General features: G+C 64.0%; 20 protein-coding genes, 1 tRNA gene and 3 pseudogenes. 17 read left to right on the top strand and 7 right to left on the bottom strand.

All coding sequences use genetic code 11. From position 1 onward, the window contains the following. Window positions 1–16 precede the first annotated feature (16 nt). A complete protein-coding gene (msrB, locus tag ACODSR_RS06090; RefSeq protein WP_489074676.1) occupies window positions 17–421 on the top strand; it encodes a peptide-methionine (R)-S-oxide reductase MsrB in 405 nt (134 codons plus the stop codon). Between the two features lie 238 nt (window positions 422–659). Next, window positions 660–2744: a transglycosylase domain-containing protein gene (locus ACODSR_RS06085; RefSeq protein WP_489074674.1), complete on the top strand. Its 2085-nt coding sequence runs from the start codon at window positions 660–662 to the stop codon at window positions 2742–2744. Between the two features lie 112 nt (window positions 2745–2856). Here ACODSR_RS06085 and ACODSR_RS06080 read toward each other — a convergent pair whose 3' ends face one another. After that, window positions 2857–3843: an aspartyl protease family protein gene (locus ACODSR_RS06080; protein ID WP_489075003.1), complete on the bottom strand. Its 987-nt coding sequence runs from the start codon at window positions 3841–3843 to the stop codon at window positions 2857–2859. A gap of 298 nt (window positions 3844–4141) precedes the next feature. Between ACODSR_RS06080 and rho the strand changes: the two genes are divergently transcribed. Genes rho through ACODSR_RS06065 form a run of 3 tightly spaced genes read left to right on the top strand, consistent with a single transcriptional unit; the run spans window position 4142 to window position 6421 of the window. Next, the gene (gene rho, locus ACODSR_RS06075; RefSeq protein WP_119743521.1) at window positions 4142–5398 is read left to right on the top strand and encodes a transcription termination factor Rho; all 1257 of its coding nucleotides are present in this window, start codon (window positions 4142–4144) and stop codon (window positions 5396–5398) included. A 13-nt stretch (window positions 5399–5411) separates the two neighbouring features. Continuing rightward, window positions 5412–5702, top strand: coding sequence for an antibiotic biosynthesis monooxygenase family protein (locus tag ACODSR_RS06070; protein ID WP_489074672.1), 291 nt, complete (start codon window positions 5412–5414; stop codon window positions 5700–5702). Further along, on the top strand, window positions 5699–6421 hold the full coding sequence (locus ACODSR_RS06065) for a YjbE family putative metal transport protein (RefSeq protein ID WP_489074670.1): 723 nt from the start codon (window positions 5699–5701) through the stop codon (window positions 6419–6421). Before ACODSR_RS06070 ends, ACODSR_RS06065 begins: the two co-directional genes overlap by 4 nt. A 193-nt stretch (window positions 6422–6614) precedes the next feature. On the opposite strand, the gene ACODSR_RS06060 is transcribed toward ACODSR_RS06065, so the two are convergent. Together ACODSR_RS06060 and ACODSR_RS06055 are read right to left on the bottom strand one after the other, a co-directional pair. Next, a complete protein-coding gene (locus ACODSR_RS06060) occupies window positions 6615–7583 on the bottom strand; it encodes a quinone oxidoreductase family protein (RefSeq protein WP_489074668.1) in 969 nt (322 codons plus the stop codon). After that, entirely contained in the window at window positions 7583–8281 is a 699-nt protein-coding gene (locus ACODSR_RS06055; protein WP_489074666.1) for a dienelactone hydrolase family protein, read from the bottom strand. Before ACODSR_RS06055 ends, ACODSR_RS06060 begins: the two co-directional genes overlap by 1 nt. A gap of 147 nt (window positions 8282–8428) precedes the next feature. On the opposite strand from ACODSR_RS06055, the gene ACODSR_RS06050 reads away from it, so the two are divergent. From ACODSR_RS06050 to pepN, 7 genes are all read left to right on the top strand, one after another. Beyond that, a complete protein-coding gene (locus ACODSR_RS06050) occupies window positions 8429–8677 on the top strand; it encodes a DUF6489 family protein (protein ID WP_217673969.1) in 249 nt (82 codons plus the stop codon). A 17-nt stretch (window positions 8678–8694) separates the two neighbouring features. Next, complete coding sequence (gene mnmE, locus ACODSR_RS06045) at window positions 8695–9978, top strand: tRNA uridine-5-carboxymethylaminomethyl(34) synthesis GTPase MnmE (RefSeq protein ID WP_489074664.1); 1284 nt, start codon at window positions 8695–8697, stop codon at window positions 9976–9978. Window positions 9979–10039: 61 nt separating this feature from the next. Beyond that, window positions 10040–11890: a tRNA uridine-5-carboxymethylaminomethyl(34) synthesis enzyme MnmG gene (mnmG, locus tag ACODSR_RS06040; RefSeq protein ID WP_489074662.1), complete on the top strand. Its 1851-nt coding sequence runs from the start codon at window positions 10040–10042 to the stop codon at window positions 11888–11890. Continuing rightward, window positions 11887–12531, top strand: coding sequence for a 16S rRNA (guanine(527)-N(7))-methyltransferase RsmG (rsmG, locus tag ACODSR_RS06035; RefSeq protein WP_489074660.1), 645 nt, complete (start codon window positions 11887–11889; stop codon window positions 12529–12531). Before mnmG ends, rsmG begins: the two co-directional genes overlap by 4 nt. Next, window positions 12528–13310: a ParA family protein gene (locus tag ACODSR_RS06030; protein ID WP_217673973.1), complete on the top strand. Its 783-nt coding sequence runs from the start codon at window positions 12528–12530 to the stop codon at window positions 13308–13310. Before rsmG ends, ACODSR_RS06030 begins: the two co-directional genes overlap by 4 nt. Continuing rightward, entirely contained in the window at window positions 13307–14230 is a 924-nt protein-coding gene (locus tag ACODSR_RS06025) for a ParB/RepB/Spo0J family partition protein (RefSeq protein WP_489074658.1), read from the top strand. The genes ACODSR_RS06030 and ACODSR_RS06025 overlap by 4 nt, the downstream gene beginning before the upstream one ends. Before the next feature lie 192 nt (window positions 14231–14422). After that, window positions 14423–17020, top strand: coding sequence for an aminopeptidase N (gene pepN, locus ACODSR_RS06020; RefSeq protein WP_489074656.1), 2598 nt, complete (start codon window positions 14423–14425; stop codon window positions 17018–17020). 11 nt (window positions 17021–17031) lie between these two features. Here the strand turns inward: pepN and ACODSR_RS06015 are convergent, their stop codons facing one another. Next, window positions 17032–17547 carry an outer membrane protein assembly factor BamE gene (locus tag ACODSR_RS06015; RefSeq protein ID WP_006966442.1) on the bottom strand — a complete coding sequence of 172 codons (516 nt, stop codon included), beginning with the start codon at window positions 17545–17547 and terminating at the stop codon, window positions 17032–17034. A gap of 164 nt (window positions 17548–17711) precedes the next feature. Between ACODSR_RS06015 and ACODSR_RS06010 the strand changes: the two genes are divergently transcribed. Genes ACODSR_RS06010 through dinB form a run of 3 tightly spaced genes read left to right on the top strand, consistent with a single transcriptional unit; the run spans window position 17712 to window position 19912 of the window. Then, window positions 17712–18239, top strand: a complete 528-nt coding sequence (locus tag ACODSR_RS06010; RefSeq protein ID WP_489074654.1) for a ubiquinol-cytochrome C chaperone family protein — start codon at window positions 17712–17714, stop codon at window positions 18237–18239. Continuing rightward, window positions 18236–18766 carry a DUF177 domain-containing protein gene (locus ACODSR_RS06005; RefSeq protein ID WP_489074652.1) on the top strand — a complete coding sequence of 177 codons (531 nt, stop codon included), beginning with the start codon at window positions 18236–18238 and terminating at the stop codon, window positions 18764–18766. The genes ACODSR_RS06010 and ACODSR_RS06005 overlap by 4 nt, the downstream gene beginning before the upstream one ends. A gap of 57 nt (window positions 18767–18823) precedes the next feature. Next, complete coding sequence (gene dinB, locus ACODSR_RS06000; RefSeq protein WP_489074650.1) at window positions 18824–19912, top strand: DNA polymerase IV; 1089 nt, start codon at window positions 18824–18826, stop codon at window positions 19910–19912. Between the two features lie 50 nt (window positions 19913–19962). Here dinB and ACODSR_RS05995 read toward each other — a convergent pair whose 3' ends face one another. Further along, window positions 19963–20748, bottom strand: coding sequence for a DUF1134 domain-containing protein (locus ACODSR_RS05995; RefSeq protein ID WP_489074648.1), 786 nt, complete (start codon window positions 20746–20748; stop codon window positions 19963–19965). Window positions 20749–20982: 234 nt separating this feature from the next. Between ACODSR_RS05995 and ACODSR_RS05990 the strand changes: the two genes are divergently transcribed. Then, window positions 20983–21074, top strand: a tRNA-Ser gene (locus tag ACODSR_RS05990). A gap of 143 nt (window positions 21075–21217) precedes the next feature. After that, window positions 21218–21463, top strand: a pseudogene (locus ACODSR_RS05985) (Arm DNA-binding domain-containing protein); the annotation flags it as partial. A 30-nt stretch (window positions 21464–21493) separates the two neighbouring features. On the opposite strand, the pseudogene istA reads toward ACODSR_RS05985, so the two are convergent. Beyond that, window positions 21494–22576, bottom strand: a pseudogene (istA, locus tag ACODSR_RS05980) (IS21 family transposase); the annotation flags it as partial. Between the two features lie 157 nt (window positions 22577–22733). After that, window positions 22734–23492, bottom strand: a pseudogene (locus ACODSR_RS05975) (IS481 family transposase); the annotation flags it as partial. Window positions 23493–23534 lie beyond the last annotated feature (42 nt).

Raw genomic sequence — 23534 nt, 5'->3', positions numbered from 1 at the left:
CGCCCATATTGCGGCCATGGACAAGCTCAACCTGACCGACGCCGAATGGCGCGACCGCCTTTCTCCCGAACGCTATCATGTGCTGCGCGAAGGCGGGACCGAGCGGGCCTTTACCGGCAAACTCAACAGCAACAAGGCCGACGGCGTCTATTATTGCGCGGGCTGCGGCGTGGAACTGTTCGACGCTGACGAGAAATATGACAGCGGGTCGGGCTGGCCCAGTTTCACTGCGCCGGTGGACATCGACGCGGTTGAGGAAATTCGCGACGCCAGCCATGGCATGATCCGCACCGAAGTGCGCTGCGCCACCTGCGAAGGCCATCTGGGCCATGTGTTCCCCGATGGTCCGGGCGTCAACGGCCTGCGCTATTGCATGAACAGCGCCTCGCTCGACTTCAAGCCGCGCGACGCTGACGCATAGTCGTTCGGCACCAGCCCGCACCCCCACCCGGCCACCCATAGGCTACTATCGTGGGGTGGCCGGGTGGGGGTGCGGGCTGGTGCGGCACAAAATGCGCTCTTCCGCGCATTTTCAAAGAATAACCGTTCATGCCATGTAAAGCGGTGATCGTCATGGAGACGGTCACGGCAATTTTCCGGGCAGGGCGCATGAAACGCGCTGGCCGGGGCCGGGATTAGCGGGTATCCGGGGCGCACAGATGGCAGGATCAGGCAAGAGCAAGGGTACGCCGGGCAAGGCGAAGCGATGGCTGGTTCGCGGCCTGAAGATCAGCGTCGCGGCCGGGGTCGCCGGGCTGCTGGCGGTGGTGATCGCCGTCGTCATCGCGATGCAGTCTCTGCCCGATTATAACAGCCTCAAATCCTCCCCCAATGGCCAGATGATCCGCGTCCACGCCGCCGATGGCAGCGTCATCGTATCGCTGGGGCCAAGCTTCGGGCGCTGGATGGATTATGACCAGATTCCCAAGGTCATGGTCGACGCCATGATCTCGACCGAGGACAAGCGTTTCTACCTCCACCCCGGTGTCGACCCGATCGGCATGGCGCGCGCCGCCTGGGTTGCGGTGGAAAATCGCGGCAAGGGTCGCCGCTGGCAGGGGGCGTCCACCATCACCCAGCAGGTGACGCGCAACATTTTCCTCAACAACAGCTATAGCTGGGGCCGCAAGGTGCGGGAAATGGTGCTGGCGATGGCGCTGGAGCGCAAATTCTCCAAGCGCCAGATTCTCGAACTCTATCTGAACAAAGTCTATTTCGGCGGCGGCGCCTATGGCATCGATGCCGCCAGCCGCAAATTTTTCGGCCATCCCGCCACCACGCTGGATCTGCCCGAAGCCGCGATTATCGCAGGCCTGGTCAAGGCGCCGTCCAGCTACTCGCCCACCGCAGACGCGGATGCCGCGATCGGTCGTGCGGGCGTGGTGCTGGACCTGATGCGCGACAATGGCGTCATCAGCGCGTCGGAGCGGGCGGCGGCCGACATAGAGGGGGTCAAGCTGGCCCCCGAACCACCGCAGAACAGCGTGCGCTACTTCACCGACTGGGCGCTGCCCCAGCTCGACGTGCTGATCGACGAGCCGAACGAGCCGCTCGACGTCTATACCACCATCGACCTTGGCATGCAGAAGGCCGCGACCGCGGCGATCCAGGCCAATGTGCCTGCGGGGACGCAGGGCGCGCTGGTCAGCCTCGACCGCGATGGCGCGGTGCGGGCGATGGTCGGGGGTCTCGATTATGTGACGTCCAACTATAATCGCGCGACCACCGCGACGCGCCAGCCCGGATCGGCGTGGAAGATCTTTGTCTATATGGCGGCGCTGGAGGCGGGCTATACGCCCGACACCGGGGTCACCGACGAGCCGGTCGACATTAACGGGTGGAAGCCGCGCAACAGTTCGGGCCGCTTTTCCGGCGACATCGACATCCGCACGGCCTTTGCCTATTCGATCAACACGGTCGCGGCCAAGCTGGGCGTGGAGGTCGGCTTTCCGACCGTCGCCGACATGGCGCGCCGCTTTGGCGTGACGACGCCGATCAACACCCATCCCTCCATGGTGCTGGGCACGTCGGACGTGCGGCTGATCGACATGACCCGCGCCTTCGCCTCGATCGCACGCAAGGGGATTGCGGTGACGCCCTATGGCATCACCAAGGTTACGACCGCGGACGGGCGCACCCTCTACGAGCATCAGGATGATACCAGCCGCGTGCTGGTCGCCCCCTGGGTCGCGGCGGGGATGACAGACCTGATGCAGACCGCCGTGTCCACCGGCACCGGCAAGGCGGCGCAGATCGGACGGCCCGTGGCGGGCAAGACCGGCACGACCAGCAGCAACAAGGATGGCTGGTTCCTCGGCTTCTCCAGCGGCGTCACCACCGGCGTGTGGATGGGTCGCGATGATGCGCGCGCGGTCGGCGTGTTGCAGGGTGGCCGTGCGCCAGCCCGTGCCTTTGCCGACTATATGAAGGTGGCGGTCGCCAAACGCCCGGTTGAACCGTTCGAGACCGAAGTGACCCTGCCCGAATGGCAATTGGAACCGGACGCCGAAGCCTATTATGGCAGCCCGGATAATGGTGCCGACAGCGGCATGATGGTGGACGAGAATGGCCTGCCAATCGAGCGCGCCCGCCCGCCCGCCCCGGACCCGCGCGATGATCAGGATTTGGAGGTCGACCCTCAGGATCGGCTGTCGTCGCAGCGGATCGACCAGCAATGGATCGACAATGTGCTGGGCCGCGACCGGCCGCGCCAGCCGCCCGCGCGGCCAGCGCCTAGTCCTTAGGGCGTGCGCGCTTCACCTTGATCCGTTCGTTTCGAGCGAAGTCGAGAAACCTGTGCGCCACGTTTCTCGACTTCGCTCGAAACGAACGGTAGTTCGGTCTGTCTCGCTCTGATTATTGAACGGGTATTTTATCCGGCGGCACCACCTCTGCCAGCCTTGTCTGGCTGATCGCACTGGCGTCAGGCAGCAGGAAATCCACCTTGCCCCGGCCAAAGTCGATTGCCACCTTGTCGAAGATGCGCAGCGCGCTGATCCCCAGCAGCAGCGCGGGCTTGTCCTTCATCCCCAGTTCGGCAAAGGGGCTTGCTTCGGCGAACAGCACCGGCACCTGGGTCAGGTTGACCCGTCCCATCCGCACCGATTTGATCCGCCCCACCTGCCCGGTCAGCTGCCCGCCGGTCACGCTGGTCAGGACCGCTTCAGCCATGTCCGGCGCGCGCTTTTTGGCAATCAGCCGGTCGCGCAGCGCCAGATTGCCGATGCTGAAATGGCTGCCAGTGTCCAGCATGACCGCGACCTTCATGCCGTTCACCTCGGAATCGAGCAGGATCAGCTGACCGCGCCGTCGCCGCGCCTCCACGACGATCGCGTCGGGGTCGATCGCCACGCGGCGGCGCGATCCGCTGGCGCTGATCTCCATCCGTCCGGTGCGGAAATTGAGCAGCAGCCGCTTGGCGTGCAGGCTGTCCAGCCCCAGCAGGCCGGGGGCACCCAGATGTTCGCCCTCCAGCACCGGCGCCTCGATATCGTCGACTGTCCCGCCGCCAAAGCCCAGCTTCGGCACCGCGACGGTCCCCGCCTCCGACCGGCCGGTCATGCTCAATATCGTCACATTGGCGCGGGGGGACAGCGCCAGTTGCTCGGCCAGATGGCGGGCGATGACCGTGCGCTGCGATCCGGTGTCGATGATGAAGTTCCACGGTCCCTTGCCATCGATATGGATGGGGATCGTCACCCGCTCGTCGGGCGAGGGGGCGGTGCGGACGATGGCGGGCGGAATGGCCGGGTCGAGCGCGGAGATATCCTGCGCGGCCAGCGGCAGTCCGGCGGTAATTAGGCCCATCGCTGCCAGGCCGACGGCCAGCGCCGTCAGCCCTATGGCCCCAGACCCTATGAGCCGGTGCCGTCCCATTGCCGCATCCTTTCCCGATTTTATCGCACGACTATAGCATGAATCCGGGTGGTCGCACCAGTGACACCCCTTAACCCGAATCGACGCTGCGCCGCCATTTTCCCTTGTCCCGCGCACAGTCCTGCCTTGACTTGGACCGGCCCGCTTCGCTAAATGCGCCCACTATCGACCCTGCCTGTCCTGGGCAGGCGTCTGGCGGCGTCCTGCGCGCCTGTGTCCCGCCGTTTCCGGCGCTATTCTCCTCTCGTCATCGGACCGACTCGCAATGCATCTCAAGGACCTCAAGAAAACCGCGCCCGCCGACCTCGTCACTATGGCAGAGGAACTGGGCGTCGAGGGCGCGTCGACCCTGCGCAAACAGGATCTGATGTTCGCGATCCTCAAGGCCGAGGCGGAGAATGGTGAGCAGATCATGGGCGAAGGCACGATCGAGGTGCTGCCCGACGGCTTCGGCTTCCTGCGCAGCCCGGAAGCCAATTTCCTGGCCGGTCCTGACGACATCTATGTCTCGCCCAATCAGGTGCGCCGCTTCGGCCTGCGCACCGGTGATACGGTGGACGGCGAAATCCGCGCGCCCAAGGATGGCGAGCGCTATTTTGCCCTCGTCAAGCTCAACACCGTCAATTTCGACGATCCCGATGTGGTCCGCCATCGCGTCAATTTCGACAATCTGACGCCGCTCTATCCCGAATCGAAGTTGACGCTCGACCCCTATGATCCGACCCAGAAGGACAAGTCGGCGCGCGTCATCGACATCGTGTCGCCTCAGGGCAAGGGCCAGCGCACGCTGATCGTCGCGCCGCCGCGCGTCGGCAAGACGGTGATGTTGCAAAACATCGCCAAGGCCATCACCGACAATCATCCCGAAGTGTTCCTGATCGTGCTGCTGATCGACGAACGCCCGGAAGAAGTCACCGATATGCAGCGCAGCGTGAAGGGGGAGGTCGTCTCCTCCACCTTCGACGAGCCCGCCACCCGCCACGTCCAGGTCGCCGAAATGGTGATCGAAAAGGCCAAGCGCCTGGTCGAGCACAAGAAGGATGTCGTCATCCTGCTCGATTCGATCACCCGCCTCGGTCGCGCCTACAACACCGTTGTCCCTTCGTCGGGCAAGGTGCTGACCGGCGGTGTCGACGCCAATGCGCTCCAGCGGCCCAAGCGCTTCTTCGGCGCGGCGCGCAATATCGAGGAGGGCGGTTCGCTCTCGATCATCGCCACCGCCCTGATCGACACCGGCAGCCGCATGGACGAAGTCATCTTCGAAGAGTTCAAGGGCACCGGCAACTCGGAAATCGTGCTGGACCGCAAGGTTGCGGACAAGCGCATCTTCCCGGCGCTGGATGTCGGCAAGTCCGGCACCCGCAAGGAAGAATTGCTGGTCGACAAGGCCAAGCTGAGCAAGATGTGGGTGCTGCGCCGCATCCTGATGCAGATGGGCACGATCGACGCGATGGAGTTCCTGCTGGACAAGATGAAGGACAGCAAGACCAACGAAGATTTCTTCGATTCGATGAACCAGTAAGCGGGACTGCGCCGTGGTTGTCGAACAGGCATTGCTTCAGGTCCGGCCCGGACAGGATGATGCCTTTCGACAGGCCATGGTCAAGGCCAGACCGCTTATCGCCGTATCCCCCGGTTTCATTGATTTGCAGGTACGACCTGCATTGGAGGAACCCGGCTGCTACCTGTTGCTTGTGCAATGGGAAACGGTTGCCGATCACAGGGATGGATTTCGGCTTTCGGATCGCTATCAGCAATGGCGTGCGCTGCTTCATGGATTTTATGATCCGATGCCGCAGGTCCGCTATTTCGGAGACCCACTTTGATCGACCTTCTCACCAACGCCGCTGCTGCCGCTCAGGGTCTGGGTTCGCCCGCCGACATCTGGGGGCATATCGTCCATGATTTCAGCAATATAACATCGCCCAGCGCGCTGGCCGCCTTTGGTCAGGTGCTGATGATCGACATTTTGCTGGCGGGCGACAATGCCATTGTTGTCGGCGCTCTGGCCGCTGGCCTGCCCGCCGCCCAGCGCAAGAAGGTGATCCTGATCGGGATTATCGCCGCGCTGGTGCTGCGCATCGGCTTCGCGCTGGTGGTCAGCCAACTGATGCAGATTGTCGGCCTGATCCTGGCCGGTGGCCTGCTGCTGCTGTGGGTCAGCTTCAAAATGTGGCGGGAACTTCACCCCAAGCGGGGCGGGGATACGCCGGGCGACACCAGCGACGATGATATATCGGGGCTGCGTCCGGCCAAGAGCTTTGCTGCGGCTGCCTGGGCCGTGGCCGTTGCCGACGTCAGCATGAGCCTGGACAATGTGCTGGCAGTCGCGGGCGCGGCAAAGGACCATCCCGGCATCCTGATCATCGGGCTGATCCTGTCGGTCGCGCTGATGGGCATCGCCGCGAACATCATCGCGAAGTATATCGAACGCTTCCGCTGGATCGCCTATCTGGGCCTCGCCGTCATCGTCTATGTCGCGGTCAAGATGATCTATGACGGCTTTGTCGATCATCAGGTCGGGATTTTGACGCTGTTCGGCTGAAGGCCGAACGTAGCGACGCGACGAAAAGGGGGCGGAACCAAACAGGTTCCGCCCCCTTTTTTGTTCATTCCTCCCCCTGTGGGGGAGGTGGCAGGGCGAAGCCCTGACGGAGGGGTGTCGCGCTAACGATAGGGCGACACCCCTCCGTCTGGCTGCGCCAGACACCTCCCCTGCAAGGGGAGGATTTTCGGGATCACACCACCAACACCGTCGCCCCAGTCGTCTCTCTCGCCTCCAGCGCGCGGTGCGCCTCTGCTGCCTCGCTCAGCGCGAAACGCTGGCCGATTATCGCTTTCACCACGCCGCGTTGCATCCGGTCGAACAGCCGCTCGGCGGTATGGGCCAGCTCTTGCGGCGTTGCGATATAGTCGAACAGGGTAGGGCGGGTGACATAGAGCGATCCGCCCCTGCTCAACTCCAGCAGCCTGACCGGCGGCACCGCGCCCGACGCATTGCCATAGCTGACCAACAGCCCGCGTCGTTTGAGGCTGGCAAGCGAGGCCGCCCAGCTATCCTTGCCCACGCCATCATAGACGACATCGACGCCCTTGCCCCCGGTCAGATCGCGCACGGTTGTGGCCAGGCCATCGAACGGTCCGTGCAGGCTATGGTCGGCATCGACCAGCGCCGCTTTTTCCGCCGATCCGCAATGGGCGATGACGATGATGCCCTTGTCGCGCAGCCATGGCACCAGCACCGATCCGACCCCGCCAGCCGCGGCATGGACCAGTGCGACCTGTCCGGGTTCGAGCCTGATCATATCCTCGGCCAAATAGCAGGCGGTCATGCCCTTGAGCATCATCGCGGCGGCATCCTCGTTCGATACGCCATCGGGGATTTTCACCGCCTTGTCGGCGGCGATGATGCGGTGGCTGGCATAGGCACCCAGCCCGCTGGCGCAACCGACCCGGTCGCCCAAGGCAAAGTCGCTGACGCCTGCGCCCACCGCCACGACCTGCCCCGCACCCTCCGACCCCAAAGGGACAGGCAGCGGCGCGGGATAGAGGCCGGTGCGATAATAGGTGTCGATGAAATTGAGGCCGACCGCGTCCTGCGCGACCAGCAATTCGCCTTCACCCGGTGCGCCGGGATCGAAATCCTCCCGCGCGATCACCTCCGGCCCGCCATGGTTGCGGGCGACCATGCGCCACGCGCTGCTCATCAGGCGAGATGCTCGGCAAAGAAATCGGCGGTGCGTTTGTCCGCCAGTTGCGCCGCCTGCTCATCCCTGCGATTGCCCATTTCGGCGGCGAAGCCATGATCGAGTCCCTCATAGTCGTGCAGGGTCAGGTGGCGATTATCGTCCAGCCCGGCATGCATCGCCGCCTGTGCTTCGGCGGGAACGAACCCGTCGTTGGTCGGGATATGCAGCAGGGTCGGCTTGCCGATCGCATGTTGCTCGCCCAGCAGCCCGTCGATGCCCACGCCATAATAAGCCACGAACGCATCGCCATCCGTCCGGCACGCCGCCATGAACGCCAGCCGCCCGCCCAGACAATAGCCGACCAGCCCGACCTTGCCGCCGCCCACGGCTGCGCGCGCCGCCCGGATCGTCGCTTCGATGTCGCGGATCGCCTGATCCTGATTGAGCTTCTGCATATGACCGAGCGCCGCCTGGAAATCCTCTGGCACGTCGGCGTCCAGTTCGACATGCGGCTTTTCGCGCCAGAACAGGTCGGGCGCATAGGCGACATAGCCGGCCTTGGCCCAACTGTCGCATTTGCGGCGGATGCCTTCATTCACGCCGAAAATTTCCTGGATGACGATGATCGCGGCGGTGGCATCCTCTGCCGGCTTGGCCACATAGGCGTCGAATGCGTCGTCGCCTTCCAGCGTCGGGACGGAAATAAAGCCTGCCATGGGAATCCCTTCCAACTATTGTGCAGCCCATATTGGCCTGTTCGCAGGGCAGCGCAACGGGCGCGTCATCCAAAAAATTTGCCATGACCGCCCCATTTGCGGCATGACGGGCGCAACGGAATTTTCCGCGCTGGAAGGGCTTGGAACATGAAGGTCACCGTCGATGTGGATTGCAGCCCGGCCGAAGCCCGTGCCTTTCTGGGCCTGCCCGATGTAACCCCGATTCACGACAAATATATCAAGACGATGCTGGAGGGGTTTGAAGGCGTCGGCAATATCGAACAGATGGAAACCCTGTTCAAAAGCTTCTCCCCCATGGGTGACGCGGGGGTGCGGCTGTTCCAGCAGATGATGAATATCGGCCTGTCGGGCATGTCCGGCACCGAGAAGAAATAGGTCGCGCCGCTTACACCGTGACCGACACGATTTTCGCCCTGTCGAGCGGCGCGCCGCCCGCAGGGATTGCGGTGATCCGGGTGAGCGGTCCTGCCGCCCGCGCCGCGCTGGAGACACTCGCCCGCCGCGTGCCGCCGCCGCGCACCGCCAGCCTGGCGCTGCTCATCGATCCGCAGGACGATGCGCCGCTCGATCGCGCGCTGACGCTGTGGTTGCCCGGCCCCGCGACCGTGACAGGCGAGGATCTGGTCGAACTGCACTGCCATGGCGGTCGCGCTGTAGTGGCGGCAGTGGAAGCAGCGCTAGCCGCGATGCCGGGACTGCGTCGGGCGCAAGCGGGCGAATTTACCCGCCGCGCCTTTGCCAATGGCCGGATGGACCTGAACGCCGTTGAAGGGCTGGCCGATCTCCTCGCCGCCGAAACCCAACAGCAACGCCGCGCCGCGCTGATGATGGCAGAGGGACATTTCTCCCGCCGGATCGAGGGATGGCGCGCGACCCTGCTCGACCTGTCGGCGATGGCCGAAGCCGCACTCGATTTTTCCGACGAGGACGATGTCCCTGATGCGGCGATCGAGGCGCGGATCGGCGAGGGCATCGCAGCGCTGGCGCGCGACGTAACGACGGTGCTGGCCGCGCCATCGGCGGAACGTCTGCGGGATGGGGTGCGGGTGGTGCTGGCCGGGCCGCCCAATGCGGGCAAGTCGACATTGCTCAATGCGCTGGTCGGGCGTGATGCGGCGATCGTTTCTGACATCGCGGGGACTACCCGCGACCGGATCGAGGTGCCAGCGGCGATTGGCGGGGTCGCCTTCCTTTTCACCGACACGGCGGGGCTACGCGACGAGACTGGTGACGCGATCGAGGCGATCGGCATCGACCGGGCGCGATCGGCGCTGGCGGCGGCGGACATCATCCTGTGGCTGGGTGACGCGGCTGACGCGCCGCGCGAGGATGCACTGCTGATCGCGGCGCAATGCGACCGGGACGGGGAGGGGGATCGTCCCGGCCTCCGCCTGTCCGCCCGCACCGGCGAAGGGATGGACGCACTGGTCGCGCTGCTGCTCGATCGTGCGGCAAAGCTGCTGCCGGGCGAGGGCGACTATGCGCTGCACGATCGACAGCGACAGCGAGTCGGACATATTGCAGCCTTTCTCGATTCCGCTGCCAGTGCGCGCGACCTGCTGATCCTTGCCGAGGAACTGCGGCAGGCGCGGCGGGAGATTGATACGCTGACCGGACAGGCAGGGACGGAGGATATGCTCGATCGCCTGTTCGCAGGATTCTGCATCGGCAAATGAGCCGCATGTTCCACGTGGAACGCTTTTGCCCCCGCCGCGCCTTTCTGATAAGGGCAGCGCCATGCGAACAAGCTATGATGTGATCGTGGTCGGTGGTGGCCACGCAGGATGCGAGGCGGCTGCCGCAGCGGCGCGCAAGGGCGCTGCGGTGGCGCTGCTCACCTTCGAGCGCGCGACCGTGGGTGCCATGTCCTGCAACCCGGCGATCGGCGGATTGGGCAAGGGCCATCTGGTGCGCGAGGTCGATGCGCTCGACGGGCTGATCGCCCGCGCGGCCGATGCCGCCGCGATCCATTATCGGATGCTCAACAGCAGCAAGGGTGCCGCCGTGCAGGGGCCGCGGGTCCAGGCCGACCGCAAACGCTATCGCGCCGCGATCCACCAGATGCTCGACGCGCAGCCCGGCCTCACCATCGTCGAGGGCGAAGCCGATGCGCTGTTGCTTAATGGCGACGCCGTTGCCGGGCTGGCGCTGGCCGATGGCCGCGTCCTGCACGCGCCCTCGGTCGTGCTGGCGACCGGCACTTTTCTGGGCGGCAAGCTGTTCCGGGGCGACGAGCGCGAGACTGGCGGTCGCGTGGGGGAGCGCGCCGCGACCACATTGGGCCTCCAGCTTCGCGCCATCGGCCTGCCGATCGGGCGGCTCAAGACAGGCACGCCGCCGCGCATCGACGGGCGCACGATCGACTGGGCGGCGCTGGAGGCGCAGCCTTCCGACAGCGCGCACTGGACCATGTCGCCGCTATCGAACGGGCGCGTGCTGCCCCAACTCGCCTGCGCCATCACCCGCACCAATGAACAGACCCATCAGATCATTCGCGACGGGCTGGGGCGTTCGCCCTTGTTCAGCGGCGCGATCGAGGGGCGCGGGCCACGCTATTGCCCGTCGATCGAGGACAAGATCCAGCGCTTCGGCGATCGCGACGGGCATCAGATTTTTCTGGAGCCGGAGGGGCTGGACGATCCGCTCGTCTATCCCAACGGCATCAGCACATCGCTCCCCACAGATGTGCAGGTTGCCATGGTTCGCTCGATGCGCGGGCTGGAGCGGGCCGAGATCGTCGTGCCGGGCTATGCTGTCGAATATGACCATGTCGATCCGCGCGCGCTCGATTCCACGTTGGAAGTCCGCACCATCCCCGGCCTCTTCTGTGCCGGGCAGATTAACGGCACGACCGGCTATGAGGAAGCCGCCGCACAGGGGCTGGTCGCCGGGGTCAATGCCGCCGCGCGGGCGCGGGGCGAGGGGGCGTTGGTGCTCGACCGGGCCAGCAGCTATATCGGCGTGATGATCGACGATCTGGTGTTGCAGGGCGTGACCGAACCCTATCGGATGCTGACCGCCCGCGCCGAATATCGGCTGCGGCTGCGTGCCGATAATGCGGAAACGCGGCTGGGCGCGATTGGTCTCTCGCACGAACTGATCGGCCCGGATCGCGCCGCCCGTCTGGCGGATCGCGCGGCGCAACGCGCTGCGGTGGAGACGGAACTGGCCAGTCCGATGACCGCCACCGAAATGGCGCGCGCTGGCGCAACCGTGCGGCAGGACGGCGCGCGGCGCAGCCTGTTTGAATGGGCGCGCTTCCCCGAAGTCGATCAGGCCTTGCTGCTGACCCTTGCTCCCGGCCTGCGCGATGCCCCCGACGACCTGCGCGCCGAGATATTGGAGGATGCGCATTACGCCCCCTATCTCGAACGGCAGGACGCCGAGATTGCCGACATGCGCCGCAACGAGCGGGTGATGATTCCGGCCGATTTCGACTTCGCCCTGATCGGTGGCCTGTCCACCGAAATGATCGAGCGGCTCGATGCGGCCCGGCCCGATACGCTGGCGGCGGCCAGCCGGATCAGGGGGATCACCCCGGCGGCGTTGGCGGCGATCCTCGTCCATGTGCGCCGGGTGGCCGCGTGACGGAAGAGGAAGCGCGGGCCTGGCTCGATACGCAGTTCGATGTTTCACGTGAAACATGGGACCGGCTGGAACGCTATGTCGCGATCCTGCTGGCGGCGATGGACGAGCAAAATCTGATCGCGGAATCGACCCGCCCCCATATCTGGGCGCGGCATATCGTCGATTCCGCGCAACTGTTGCGCCATGCAGAAAATGCGGGCGAGGGGGAGTGGTATGACCTTGGCTCCGGCGCGGGACTGCCTGGTATCGTCGTTGCCTGCCTCTCTACCCGTCCGGTGACGATGGTGGAATCGCGGCGCAAGCGGATAGAATTTCTTGACGCAGTCATCGACCAACTCGACCTCAAGCGCGCGCATGTGTTCGGCGGTCGTGTCGAGGCTGCCCCGCCCACAGCCGCAGCGGTGATCAGCGCCCGCGCCTACGCGCCTTTGCCTAAACTCCTGTCGTCCGCCGCGCATCTGGCGAATGAAAAAACGCTCTGGGTGCTGCCCAAGGGACGAAATGCGCAAAATGAACTGGAGGCGGTGCGCTCATCGTGGCAAGGTGTCTTTCACATGGAAGCCAGCGTAACGGATGCCGATAGCGCCATCCTGATCGCGCACGCCGTCAAACCCGTCGCCAGGAGGAAAGGCCGCGCATGATCTGCATCGCCATCGCCAATCAGAAGGGCGGCGTGGGCAAGACCACAACCGCAATCAATCTGGCCACGGGATTGGCTGCTACGGGATTGCGGGTGTTGCTGGTCGATCTCGATCCGCAGGGCAATGCCTCGACCGGGCTGGGGGTGATGCAGGCGGATCGCGCGCAGTCCAGCTATGATCTGCTGGTCGGCAATTGCGCGCTGGAGGACGCCATCGTCGCCACCCGCGTGCCCAAGCTCGATCTCGTCCCCGCGACGCAGGATCTGTCGGGCTGCGAAATCGAACTGATCGAATATGAAGAGCGCACCCATCGGCTGGAGCGGGTCCTGGCCGAAGCGCCGGCGGGCCGCTGGGACATTTGCCTGATCGATTGCCCGCCCTCGCTGGGCCTGTTGACGATCAATGCGATGGTGGCGGCGCAATCCTTGCTGGTGCCGTTGCAGTGCGAATTTTTCGCGCTCGAAGGGCTTTCGCAACTGCTCCAGACGGTCGAGCGTATCCGCGGGCGCTTCAATCCGGGCCTGTCGATCATGGGCGTGGCGCTGACCATGTATGACCGGCGCAACCGGCTGACCGATCAGGTGGCCGACGATGTGCGCGCCTGCCTGGGGGATCTGGTGTTCACGACCGTCATTCCGCGCAATGTGCGCCTGTCCGAAGCGCCCAGCCACGGCGTTCCGGCATTGATCTATGACTTCCGCTGTTCGGGATCGGAAGCCTATATGCGACTGGCGCGCGAACTGATCGCGCGCCTGCCCCGGCAGGAGGTAGCGGCTTGAGCGACGACACCAGCGAAAAGCCCAAGGTGGTCAAGCGCCCGCACGGACTGGGGCGGGGTCTGTCCGCACTGCTCGGCGACGTCGCGCGCGAGGAGCCGGTGGCCGCAGCCGTGCCCTCGCCGTCGGGCAAGGCGATCCAGAGCATAGAGGTCGCGCTGATCCAGCCGCACCCCGAACAGCCGCGTCGCCATTTCGACGAAGGCGCGTTGCAGGAACTGGCCGAAAGCATCGCCAAGCGCGGCGTGATCCAGCCGATCATCGTCCGGCCCCATGGTGGTGGTTTCCAGATCGTCGCAGGCGAACGCCGCTGGCGCGCGGCGCAGCGCGCCCATCTCCACCGCATCCCCGCCATCGTCCGCGATTTCGACGAGGCGGAGACGCTGGAAATCGCGCTCATTGAGAATATCCAGCGCGAAGATCTCAATCCGATCGAAGAGGCCGAAGCCTATCGCAAGCTGATCGCCGAATTTCATCACAGCCAGGAAGCGCTGGGTCGACTGGTCGGCAAATCGCGCAGCCATGTCGCCAATCTCATGCGCCTGCTCGATCTGCCCGCCATGGTGCAGCAGCAGGTGGTCGAACAGAAGATCAGCATGGGCCATGCCCGCGCCCTGATCGGCGCGCCCGATTGCGAGGCGCTGGCACGGCAGGTCGAACAAAAGGGGCTTTCCGTCCGCGACACCGAACAGCTGGTGCGCCGGGTCAAGAAGGGCGAGGATGCGCCCGTCGCGCGGCGCGGCGGCGGTTCGCGCGACAAGGATGCGGACATCGCCGCGCTGGAACAGCATCTGGCCGACATATTGGGGCTGAAGGTCGATATCGACCATATGAGCGGCGCGGGCGGCACGCTGTCGCTGCGTTACTCGACCCTCGACCAGCTCGACATGCTGTGCCAGCGCCTGTCAGGCGAACGCATCTAACCAACCTCCGTTCGTTTCGAGCGCAGTCGAGAAGCGGTTGCGCTGAGGTTTCTCGACTTCGCTCGAAACGAACGGATCATAGTTTTGTGGTGCGCCAAGGCCGTGAATCACCATCGTTGATATGGGCGAAGTTTGACGAGTTAGACCCAAAGCAGTCTGGTCTTTTACCCACCCGATCCCTAGGTTGCGGGCATGGCCGACATGCAAAACTCCACCGCCGCTCCCGCGATTATCCGCCGCTGCGACTATAGTCCGCCCGACTGGCTCGTCCCCACCATCGCGCTGGATTTCGATCTCGACCCGGCGCTGACCAGCGTTCGTGCGACCCTGTCGGTGACGCGCAATGGCGATCATGACCGGCCGCTGCGGCTGGATGGTGACGGGCTGGTGCCGCTGGAGGTGAAGGTCGATGGCGCTGTGCTGGCTGCGGACGATTGGCATCTGGAGGCCGGGTCGCTGATCATCGCCCTGACCGGCGCGACGCACAGCATCGAAACGCTGGTCGAGCTGGTGCCGGAGAATAATAGCAAGCTGATGGGCCTCTACGCCAGCGGCGGCCTGCTCTGCACCCAGTGCGAGGCGGAGGGTTTTCGCCGCATCACCTTCTTCCCCGATCGACCCGATGTCCTGTCGCGCTACAGCGTGCGACTGACCGCCGACAAGGCGCGCTTCCCCATCCTGCTCGCCAATGGCGATCCGGTCGAACAGGGGGAGGGTGATGCTGGCCGTCACTGGGCGCTCTGGAACGATCCCTTCCCCAAGCCCTGCTACCTGTTCGCGCTGGTCGCGGGCGACCTGGCCTGTAACGTCGACCGCTTCGTGACGATGAGCGGGCGCGAGGTGCAACTGGGCATCTGGGTGCGGGAAGCCGACCTGCCCCGCACCGCTCATGCCATGCAGGCGCTCAAGGACAGTATGGCCTGGGACGAGCGCGTCTATGGCCGCGAATATGATCTGGACGTGTTCAATATCGTCGCTGTCGCTGATTTCAATTTCGGCGCGATGGAGAATAAAGGCCTCAACATCTTCAATTCGCGCTATATTTTGGCCGACCCCGAAACTGCGACCGACATCGACTATGACGGGGTCGAAGGCGTGGTGGCGCATGAATATTTCCACAACTGGTCGGGCAATCGCGTCACCTGCCGCGACTGGTTCCAGTTGAGCCTCAAGGAAGGCTTCACCGTCTTTCGCGACCAGAATTTCTCTGCCGACATGGGCAGCCATGCGGTCAAGCGGATCGAGGATGTCCGCATCCTGCGCGCGGCCCAGTTTCAGGAGGATAGCGGTCCGCTCGCGCATCCGATCCGACCTGAATCCTATATGGAAATCAGTAACTTCTACACCGCCACTATCTATAATAAGGGCGCGGAGATCATCCGCATGATGGCGCTGATGCTGGGGGCCGAACGATTCCGCGCCGGGAGCGATCTCTATTTCGACCGGCATGACGGGCAGGCCGCGACCTGCGAGGATTTCGTCGCCGCCATGGAAGAGGGCGGGGGCATCGACCTGACCCAGTTTCGCCGCTGGTATGAACAGGCAGGCACCCCGCATGTCCGCGCGCTGCTGCGCCATGATGCTGTGACCGGAACGGTCGAGCTTGATCTGCAACAAAGCATCCCGCCAACCCCCGGTCAGCCCGACAAGCAGCCGATGGCGATCCCGCTGCGTGTCGCTCTGTTCGATCCGGCAACTGGCACGCATCAGGGCGACCAGCTGCTGATGCTGACGGAGGCGCGACAGAGCTTCCGTTTCGAGAGCTTTGCCGCCCCGCCGATCCTGTCGATTAACCGCGGTTTTTCTGCGCCGGTGATCGTCGAAACCAACCGCAGCCAGGATGATCTCGCCTTCCTGTCAGCGCGCGACGATGATCCGTTCGCGCGTTATGAGGCGATGCAGCAGTTGATGGTCAATGTGCTGATCGGCGCTATTGCCGGGCAACCGGTTGACGGCACCGCCGTCATCGCGGCGGTGCGCAACACTATCACCGACCCGCTGCTTGACCCGGCCTTTATAGCCGAAACCATTCGCCTGCCCAGCGAAGCCTATCTGGGTGACCAGATGGCGGTGGTGGACCCGGATGCGATTCACGCCGCGCGGGAAGCGCTGCAACAGCGGATCGGCGCGGAGCTGGAGCCGCTATGGCGCGATATCCATAGCCGGACCAAGGCGAACGGCTTTTCGCTGTCGCCCGCGGCCAAGGGCGCACGCAAACTGCGCAATGCGGCGCTCCATTATCTGGTGGCGTCGGGCGCGGAAGATGGGCCTGCTATCGCCTTCGCCCAATTTCATGAGGCGGATAATATGACCGAGCGGCAGGCGGCGCTCGCCACGCTGGCCAATGGCACCAGCGCGGAACGCGATGCGGCGATCGACATATTCTACAACCGCTATGGGCATGATGCGCTGACGCTCGACAAATGGTTCCAGACCCAGGCGTTCGCGCTGCATCCCGATACGGTCGATCAGGTGGAGGAATTGGGGCGGCACAAGGCGTTCACCTTGTCCAATCCCAACCGGGTGCGGTCGCTCTACGGCGCATTTGCGGGTAATCAGTGGGCGTTCCATCACCGGTCGGGCAAGGGCTATCAACTGGTGGCGGACTGCATCATCGCGCTCGATTCGCGCAATCCGCAAACCGCCGCGCGACTGGTGCCGCCACTGGGCCGCTGGAAGCGCTTTGACGCCGATCGCGCCGCGCACATGCGGGCGCAATTGCAGCGCATATTGACGCAGCCGGGCCTGTCGAAGGATGTCACCGAACAGGCGAGCAAGAGCCTGGAGTGAGGGGCAGCTAGTTAGCTGCCGTTGGGGCCGCCACCCGGACCGCTGCCGCCGGCATTGCCGCCCATGCCACCAGCGCCGACCGCACCGATATTGCCGAATATCTCGTCAAACAGGCTGCGATTGCGCCCCAGCGTCGGGGTCTTGTCGCCCATGGGGGAGATGTTGGCGACCTGCTCAAGTCCGGCGCGATCCACCGCCACGACATTGCCCGCCGCATCGAAGCGGACGCGCAGCACCGTCTGGTCGGCGGGCTTGGGGTTGGAAAAGGCCAGCGACCGCATGTCGCGCGACACATAATACCAGTCCTGCTCACCGAATTGCGAGGTAAAGCTGGGGCGACCCAGCGTCCCTTCCACCGATGCGCGATTGTCGATGCCCGGCTGGACCGAATCGACTAGCAGCTTGTCGACCTGATAGCCCTGATGGGTGCGGATGCGGGTGCAGCCCGATGCCCCCAGCACCAGCGCGCCGAGGCCGAGAGCCAACAGGAAACGCCCGCGTGTGGAATGACGGCTGAACTGACGCATGGACTTCTCCTGGCGGAACGCACCCGCGAACCCAATAAACATGACGCCGCCATTGCATTGGGCAGCGGCTCGATCAATATGGAAATGCGTCGCTCCCGGCAAGGGGCGACACTTGGCAGGACGGCGCTCCGTCCAACGATCCGTCTTAAAAAAGCATAGTCCTCATGTCCACAGCCTCCCCTTCCTTCCTCCAGCGCCTGTTTGGCCGTGCCGATCCCAAGGCGGGGTTGATGCCGCTCTACCATGCCGTGGTCGCGGAGGGGCGCCAGCCGCACTGGTATATGGACGGCGCCGTGCCGGACACGCTGGACGGGCGCTTCGACATGATCGTGGCGGTGCTGGCGCAGGTGCTGATGCGGCTGGAGCAGCAGGGTGCAACCCAGGAAAGCGTCTGGCTGACCGAATTATTCGTCGATGATATGGACGGCCAATTGCGGCAGGAAGGGATTGGCGACGTCGTGGTCGGCAAGCATATCGGCCGGATGATGAGCGCGCTGGGTGGCCGGATCAGCGCCTATCGCGCGGCGCTGGCTGGTGAGGCGGACATGGCCGATGCGCTGCGCCGCAACCTCTATCGCGGGACGCCGGTGAGCGACGCTGCGCTCGCCCATGTCGAGGGCGCACTGCGGGCGCGCTGGACGCGGCTGGGCTGCCTGACCCGCGATGCGATGCTGGCGGGGGATCTGGGATGACCGCGCTGCCGACGCCTGAATTTTCGCGGCCCATCCGGCTGGACCAGATCGGCCATATCAACGGCAACACGACCATCACCGCAGACGCCGCCGAGCGCGAGGCGCTGATGCGCCGGTTCACGCTGCTGGCGCTCGACGCGCTGGAGGCGGACTATGCGATCAGTGAGGAGAATGGCAGCATCTTCGCGCGCGGTCGGGTGCGGGCCACGCTGACCCAGGCCTGCGTCGCGACCGGCCTGCCGGTGCCTGAAGCGATCGACAGCGATTTCCTGCTCCGCTTTGTCGCCGAGGATGGCGATGTCGTTGAAGGCGCTGAAATGGAGCTGGACGCGGAGGATTGCGACACGATCGGTTATAGCGGCAATATCATCGACATGGGGGAGGCGGTGGCCGAAACCGTAGCGCTGGCGATGACGCCCTATCCCCGCGCGCCTGATGCCGATGCCGTTTTACGTGAAGCCGGCGTGCTGCAGGAGGATCAGGCTGGTCCCTTTGCCGCCTTGCTGGCGCTCAAGGGCAAAGAATAAGCGTCGCGGCGGCAACGCTGTTTCCCTTTCGTTCCTGTCGTGGCATAAGATTGCGCCATGGACGCTCCGCCGCCACCGCTGCGCAAGATCATCCATATCGACATGGATGCCTTCTATGCGTCGGTAGAACAGCGCGACGATCCCGCCTTGCGTGGCCAGCCGATCGCGGTCGGCGGCGGCGGTCCGCGCGGGGTGGTAGCCACAGCCAGCTATGAGGCGCGGGCGTTCGGCGTGAAGTCCGCCATGCCCGGCGCACGGGCGCGGCGGCTCTGCCCAAGCCTCATCTTCGTGCCGCCGCGATTCGACGCCTATCGCGCAGTGTCCGGGCAGATCCGGGCGATCTTCGCGCGCTTCACCGACATGATTCAGCCGCTATCGCTCGATGAAGCCTATCTGGACGTCACCGTGAACAAGCCGGGTATTGCTTCGGCAACGCAGGTCGCGGCGGAAATACGCGCGCTGATTCGCGCCGAAACCGGCCTCACGGCATCGGCGGGCGTCTCCTATAACAAGCTGATCGCCAAGCTGGCGTCGGACCAGAACAAGCCCGACGGGATATGTGTCGTGCGGCCCAGCGCAGGCCCGGCTTTCATCGCAGCGATGCCGGTGCGGCGCATTCATGGCGTGGGACCGGTGACGGCGGCGCGGATGCACGCATTGGGAATCGAGACGGGGGCCGACCTGCGCGCGCGCGACCTGGCTTTCCTCCAGGCGCATTTCGGCAGCGCGGCGGACTATTATTATCGCGCCGCACGCGGGCAGGACGACCGGCCAGTGCGCGAGCGCGAACAGCGCAAGTCTGTGAGCGTGGAGGACACGTTCTTCGACGACCTGATTGACCGGGAGCGGCTGATCGCGGAGATCGACCGGATCGCGACCGGCCTGTGGGGCCGGATCGAGAAGGCGCAGGCCTGGGGCCGGACGGTGACGCTGAAGATCAAATTCGCCGATTTCCGCATCATCACCCGGTCGCGCAGCTTTGCCACGCCAGTGCGGTCGCCCGATCTGCTGGCGCAGTCTGCGCGGGAGTTGCTGCTGGCCCAGCTACCCCTGCGCATGGGCGCCCGGTTGCTGGGGCTGGGGGTGCACAATCTGGAAGCAGCGGAGGAAGGCGAACAGGGCGATCAGCTGGCATTGGGGTTGTAGTCTTTGAAGGGAAGACGGTGCTCCCGCGCAGGCGGGAGCACAAACGCCTCTCAAAACGGCAACCAGGTCCGCTTTTCGCTGAACTTCATATAGCCGGCATTGACGCCCAGCCGATAGCCGACGCCCAGACGGATCGGGATCAATACGACATTGCCCCAGCGCAGATAGCTGGCGGTGAAACCACCCACCAAATAAGCTGTGCCTTCGGCGGCCGGGAAGCGGTGATAGAGATCCTGCGTGTCGTAGAGATTATACACAAGGACGAAGGTGTTGGCTGCGTTGCCGCCGACATCGAAGCCGATCGACGGCCCGGTCCAATAGACTTCGCGCTTGCCCTCCACCTTGTGATTGAGCGTGCCGGAGCCGTAGCGCAGGCCGACGACAAAGGCACCCGATGCCTCACGCCCGGCGATATAGGCGTTGGGGCGACCCTGATCCTTCAGCACTTTTTCGATCAGGCCCGCCAGCCCTTCCGCGCCCTTGCCGAACACGCCTTCGGCCGCGCCGATCAGATCGTCCTGCTGGAAGGAATCGCTGGGTGCGATCGCGGCGGGGGGCGATGCGGCAGTGACGGGCGCGCCAGTCGCGGTTGTGCCGGACGTGACGGCGCTGTCGGCCGTAGTGTCGCTATAGACGCTGGGATCGACGCCGGGTTCTGTGGGAGCGCTGCGCGCGGGCGGCGGCGGGGCGAGATCGGCATCGATAGCGGTGTTGGGATCGATCGTGCGCACCTGTGCCGACGCCGCCACGGGACTGAGCGCCAGCCCCGCCAGCCCCGCCATCAGTGCGGCTGCCCGCGCCAGGCGGGCGCTTGTCCGTCCCATAATCCCGATCATGCCCGATGCTCCCCGCAAATTGCCATTTTAACCATCCCCCAGACTATCGGCTTTCAACCTGAAACGACAATGAACGAACGCCCACCTGAGTCGATTCCGGGCCGGAACGATTTACGAGCATGGCAAAAGGGTAAAAAATCCCCGAACAGGACCGTTGCCATGCGCCAAAGCCGTCGCTATAGGACACGTCGCCTAGCCGCAGCCCCGCCCCAAGCGGGCGTTCAGGCCATGTTTGGAGACGTGGGTGAGTGGCTGAAACCAACGGTTTGCTAAACCGTCGTAGGGATAACTCCTTACCGAGGGTTCGAATCCCTCCGTCTCCGCCAATAGCTTGTTTTTCTGCATCCATAGCGAACCGAAAAAGCCCAGCGTTTCCGGGCCTTTCGGACTGATTCGCGTCCCACCTCATCCCCTCGCATCTGTCGGTGACCGATTTGGCGTGTGGTAAAAAGCGTGGGAGAATATCGGCATGGGAAAGCTCTCCGTAACAGGTGTGAAGGCAGCAAAACGACCGCGCCGCTTCGGTGACGGCGAGGGCCTGTTTCTGGTGGTCGGCACAACCGGCTCCAAAAGCTGGGTGTGCCGCGTCCAGAAGCATGGCCGCAGGCGCGACATCGGATTGGGCAGCGCAGCGAAGGTGACGTTGTCTGTTGCCTGCGACCGGGCGCGCGAGGTGCGGACCTGGGTGGAGCTTGGCCTCGACCCTGTGTTCGAGAAGCGCAAGGCGGGTGGCATCCCGACATTCAGGGAGGCGACGGCCAAGGTCTATGCGGCGAACCGCAAGACCTGGCGCAACGAAAAGCACGAGGGGCAATGGTTGCGAACGCTGGAAGCCTTCTACGATCCGGATCTTGTCGGGCAACTGCTGGATTTCGACGACGCGACGGGTGCGATCGGGAACGCTGTAGTATTTGCCGCCAATAGAGACCATCCCATCGTGGCTGACGCGGGGCTCAAGCTTCAGAACAGCGTCAAAGCGCCCCGCCGGAAGCCGCTGCAACTCAGGCTGCTCGGCGGCGATGGCTTCAGCAATAATCCGCTGCGTCGTGCCGTGGACACGGACGTTGGCGACGGTATCGAGCCAGTCGATCAGCTGGACATTGAGATCGTCCAGATTGCGGAAGCTCCGGCCCAGGAAGAAGTCCTTGCGGATATAGCTGAATGGCCGCTCGACCTTTCCCTTGGTCTTGGCCCGATAGGGGCGGCAGGCGCGCGGCACGAAACGGTAATGCCCCGCCAGAGCCAGCAATAATCGATTGTAGATGATGTGGCCCTGATCATCTTCCCCGGTCACGGCGGTTTTCATACGATCGTAGAGGATTTCGATCGGGACGCCGCCGAGGGCTTCAAAGGCTTGCATATGGCAGCGCAACAGGCTGTGGAGATACTGGTGCATAACGCAGCGCGCTAACAGGAAGCGCGAATGTCCCAGCACCAGGTTGAACAGCCAGACGATCCGACTGACGCCGGGCTCATCGGTAAATTCGACGACGAAGAAGGCAAAGTCGACCTGTGCCTGCACGCCAGGCGGCGTCTCGAACCGAACCTCAAAGGGCATGGGGCCGTTTTCCGGCCGGATCGCTGCCAGGAACCGCTTTACCGCGGTATAAGCGCCCATCTACCCCAGCTCACGAATTTCCCGTGTCAGGCCCGCCGCCGTCAGATCGGGAAATGCCGTCACTCGCTCACGCAAAAATTCCAGATAGGGTGCCAGTTTGTTCGGTCGACCCAGCATGCGCGGGCTGTAAACCGGGGCCTCGGTGCGCCGATCGATATATTTTCGGATGGTCTTGGGATCGCGACCAGTGCGTCGGGCAATGGCCGATATCGATACGTCCTACCGATGTAGTTCGAGGATCATCATCAATTCTCCAAGTCGGATCATCGGCCCCGTCTCCGCGTCTGCAAAGTAGATGAGGACAATGTCGGCTCATCTCATTCTGCCGGGGCTAGCCCCGGCAGAATGAGATGAAGGGGGCAACCAACTAGGTGTTTAGTCCCAGATTGTGATGGTCAGGTTTGACGTTAAAGACTTCGGGCTTTGATTGCCAGAGCTGGTCGATTGCCTGGTATGGTGTTTTGAACCTCAGCGCTTTGAGCTGCTTTGCGAAGTTGTAGGCTGTCAGCCATTCGCTGACATGGCGTCGCAACTCCTGGACCGAGGTGTAGTGGAAGGATTTGACGTTGGTCTCTTTGATGGTGCGAACCATGCGTTCGGCCTGGCCGTTGGTCCACGGGTGATAAGGCTTGGTAAGACGGTGCTCGATGTCGTTCTGGTTGCAGACGCGCCCGAAGATGTGGGTGATCCAACCTTTTCCGTCACTTTGATAGCGATCGGTAAATTGCACGCCATTGTCCGTGAGGATGGTGTGGATCTTGTACGGCACGGTCTTGACCAGAACTTTGAGGAAAGCGGCTGCCGCGAGCTTGGTCGCCTTGCGGTATATTCGAGCACACACCAGCTTTGATGTGCGATCCACCGCAACAAACAGGAAGCCTTTGCCGCCCTCGTAGCGCAGTTCGGCAATGTCGATATGGAAGTAGCCGATCTCATATTTCTTCAATGCCTTGGGCTTCTCCCGATCGACTTTTGGCAGGCGGGATATGCCGTAGCGCTGCAAACATCGGTGCAAGCTGCTTCGCGTCAGATGAGGAATGACGTCTTTCAGAGCGATGAATACATCGTCGAGCGGGAGCCGGGCCTGTACGCGCAGGGCTACGATCGCGGCCTTGCGCGGCGACAACTACGATGGCCGGTTGAGCGGCGACTATGATGGCCGGTAGGA

The sequence above is a fragment of the Sphingobium sp. FG125 genome, assembly GCF_057809795.1.
This window is presented reverse-complemented; position numbering and strand designations above follow the sequence as displayed.

What these genes read in the sequence shown, in the direction of transcription:
- msrB (WP_489074676.1), top strand. Translation starts at nt 17, where the DNA reads ATGGACAAGCTCAACCTGACCGACGCCGAATGGCGCGACCGCCTTTCT.
- ACODSR_RS06085 (WP_489074674.1), top strand. Translation starts at nt 660, where the DNA reads ATGGCAGGATCAGGCAAGAGCAAGGGTACGCCGGGCAAGGCGAAGCGA.
- rho (WP_119743521.1), top strand. Translation starts at nt 4,142, where the DNA reads ATGCATCTCAAGGACCTCAAGAAAACCGCGCCCGCCGACCTCGTCACT.
- ACODSR_RS06060 (WP_489074668.1), bottom strand. Translation starts at nt 7,583, where the DNA reads ATGAGCAGCGCGTGGCGCATGGTCGCCCGCAACCATGGCGGGCCGGAG.
- ACODSR_RS06055 (WP_489074666.1), bottom strand. Translation starts at nt 8,281, where the DNA reads ATGGCAGGCTTTATTTCCGTCCCGACGCTGGAAGGCGACGACGCATTC.
- ACODSR_RS06050 (WP_217673969.1), top strand. Translation starts at nt 8,429, where the DNA reads ATGAAGGTCACCGTCGATGTGGATTGCAGCCCGGCCGAAGCCCGTGCC.
- mnmG (WP_489074662.1), top strand. Translation starts at nt 10,040, where the DNA reads ATGCGAACAAGCTATGATGTGATCGTGGTCGGTGGTGGCCACGCAGGA.
- ACODSR_RS06030 (WP_217673973.1), top strand. Translation starts at nt 12,528, where the DNA reads ATGATCTGCATCGCCATCGCCAATCAGAAGGGCGGCGTGGGCAAGACC.
- pepN (WP_489074656.1), top strand. Translation starts at nt 14,423, where the DNA reads ATGGCCGACATGCAAAACTCCACCGCCGCTCCCGCGATTATCCGCCGC.
- ACODSR_RS06015 (WP_006966442.1), bottom strand. Translation starts at nt 17,547, where the DNA reads ATGCGTCAGTTCAGCCGTCATTCCACACGCGGGCGTTTCCTGTTGGCT.
- ACODSR_RS06010 (WP_489074654.1), top strand. Translation starts at nt 17,712, where the DNA reads ATGTCCACAGCCTCCCCTTCCTTCCTCCAGCGCCTGTTTGGCCGTGCC.
- ACODSR_RS06005 (WP_489074652.1), top strand. Translation starts at nt 18,236, where the DNA reads ATGACCGCGCTGCCGACGCCTGAATTTTCGCGGCCCATCCGGCTGGAC.
- dinB (WP_489074650.1), top strand. Translation starts at nt 18,824, where the DNA reads ATGGACGCTCCGCCGCCACCGCTGCGCAAGATCATCCATATCGACATG.
- ACODSR_RS05995 (WP_489074648.1), bottom strand. Translation starts at nt 20,748, where the DNA reads ATGATCGGGATTATGGGACGGACAAGCGCCCGCCTGGCGCGGGCAGCC.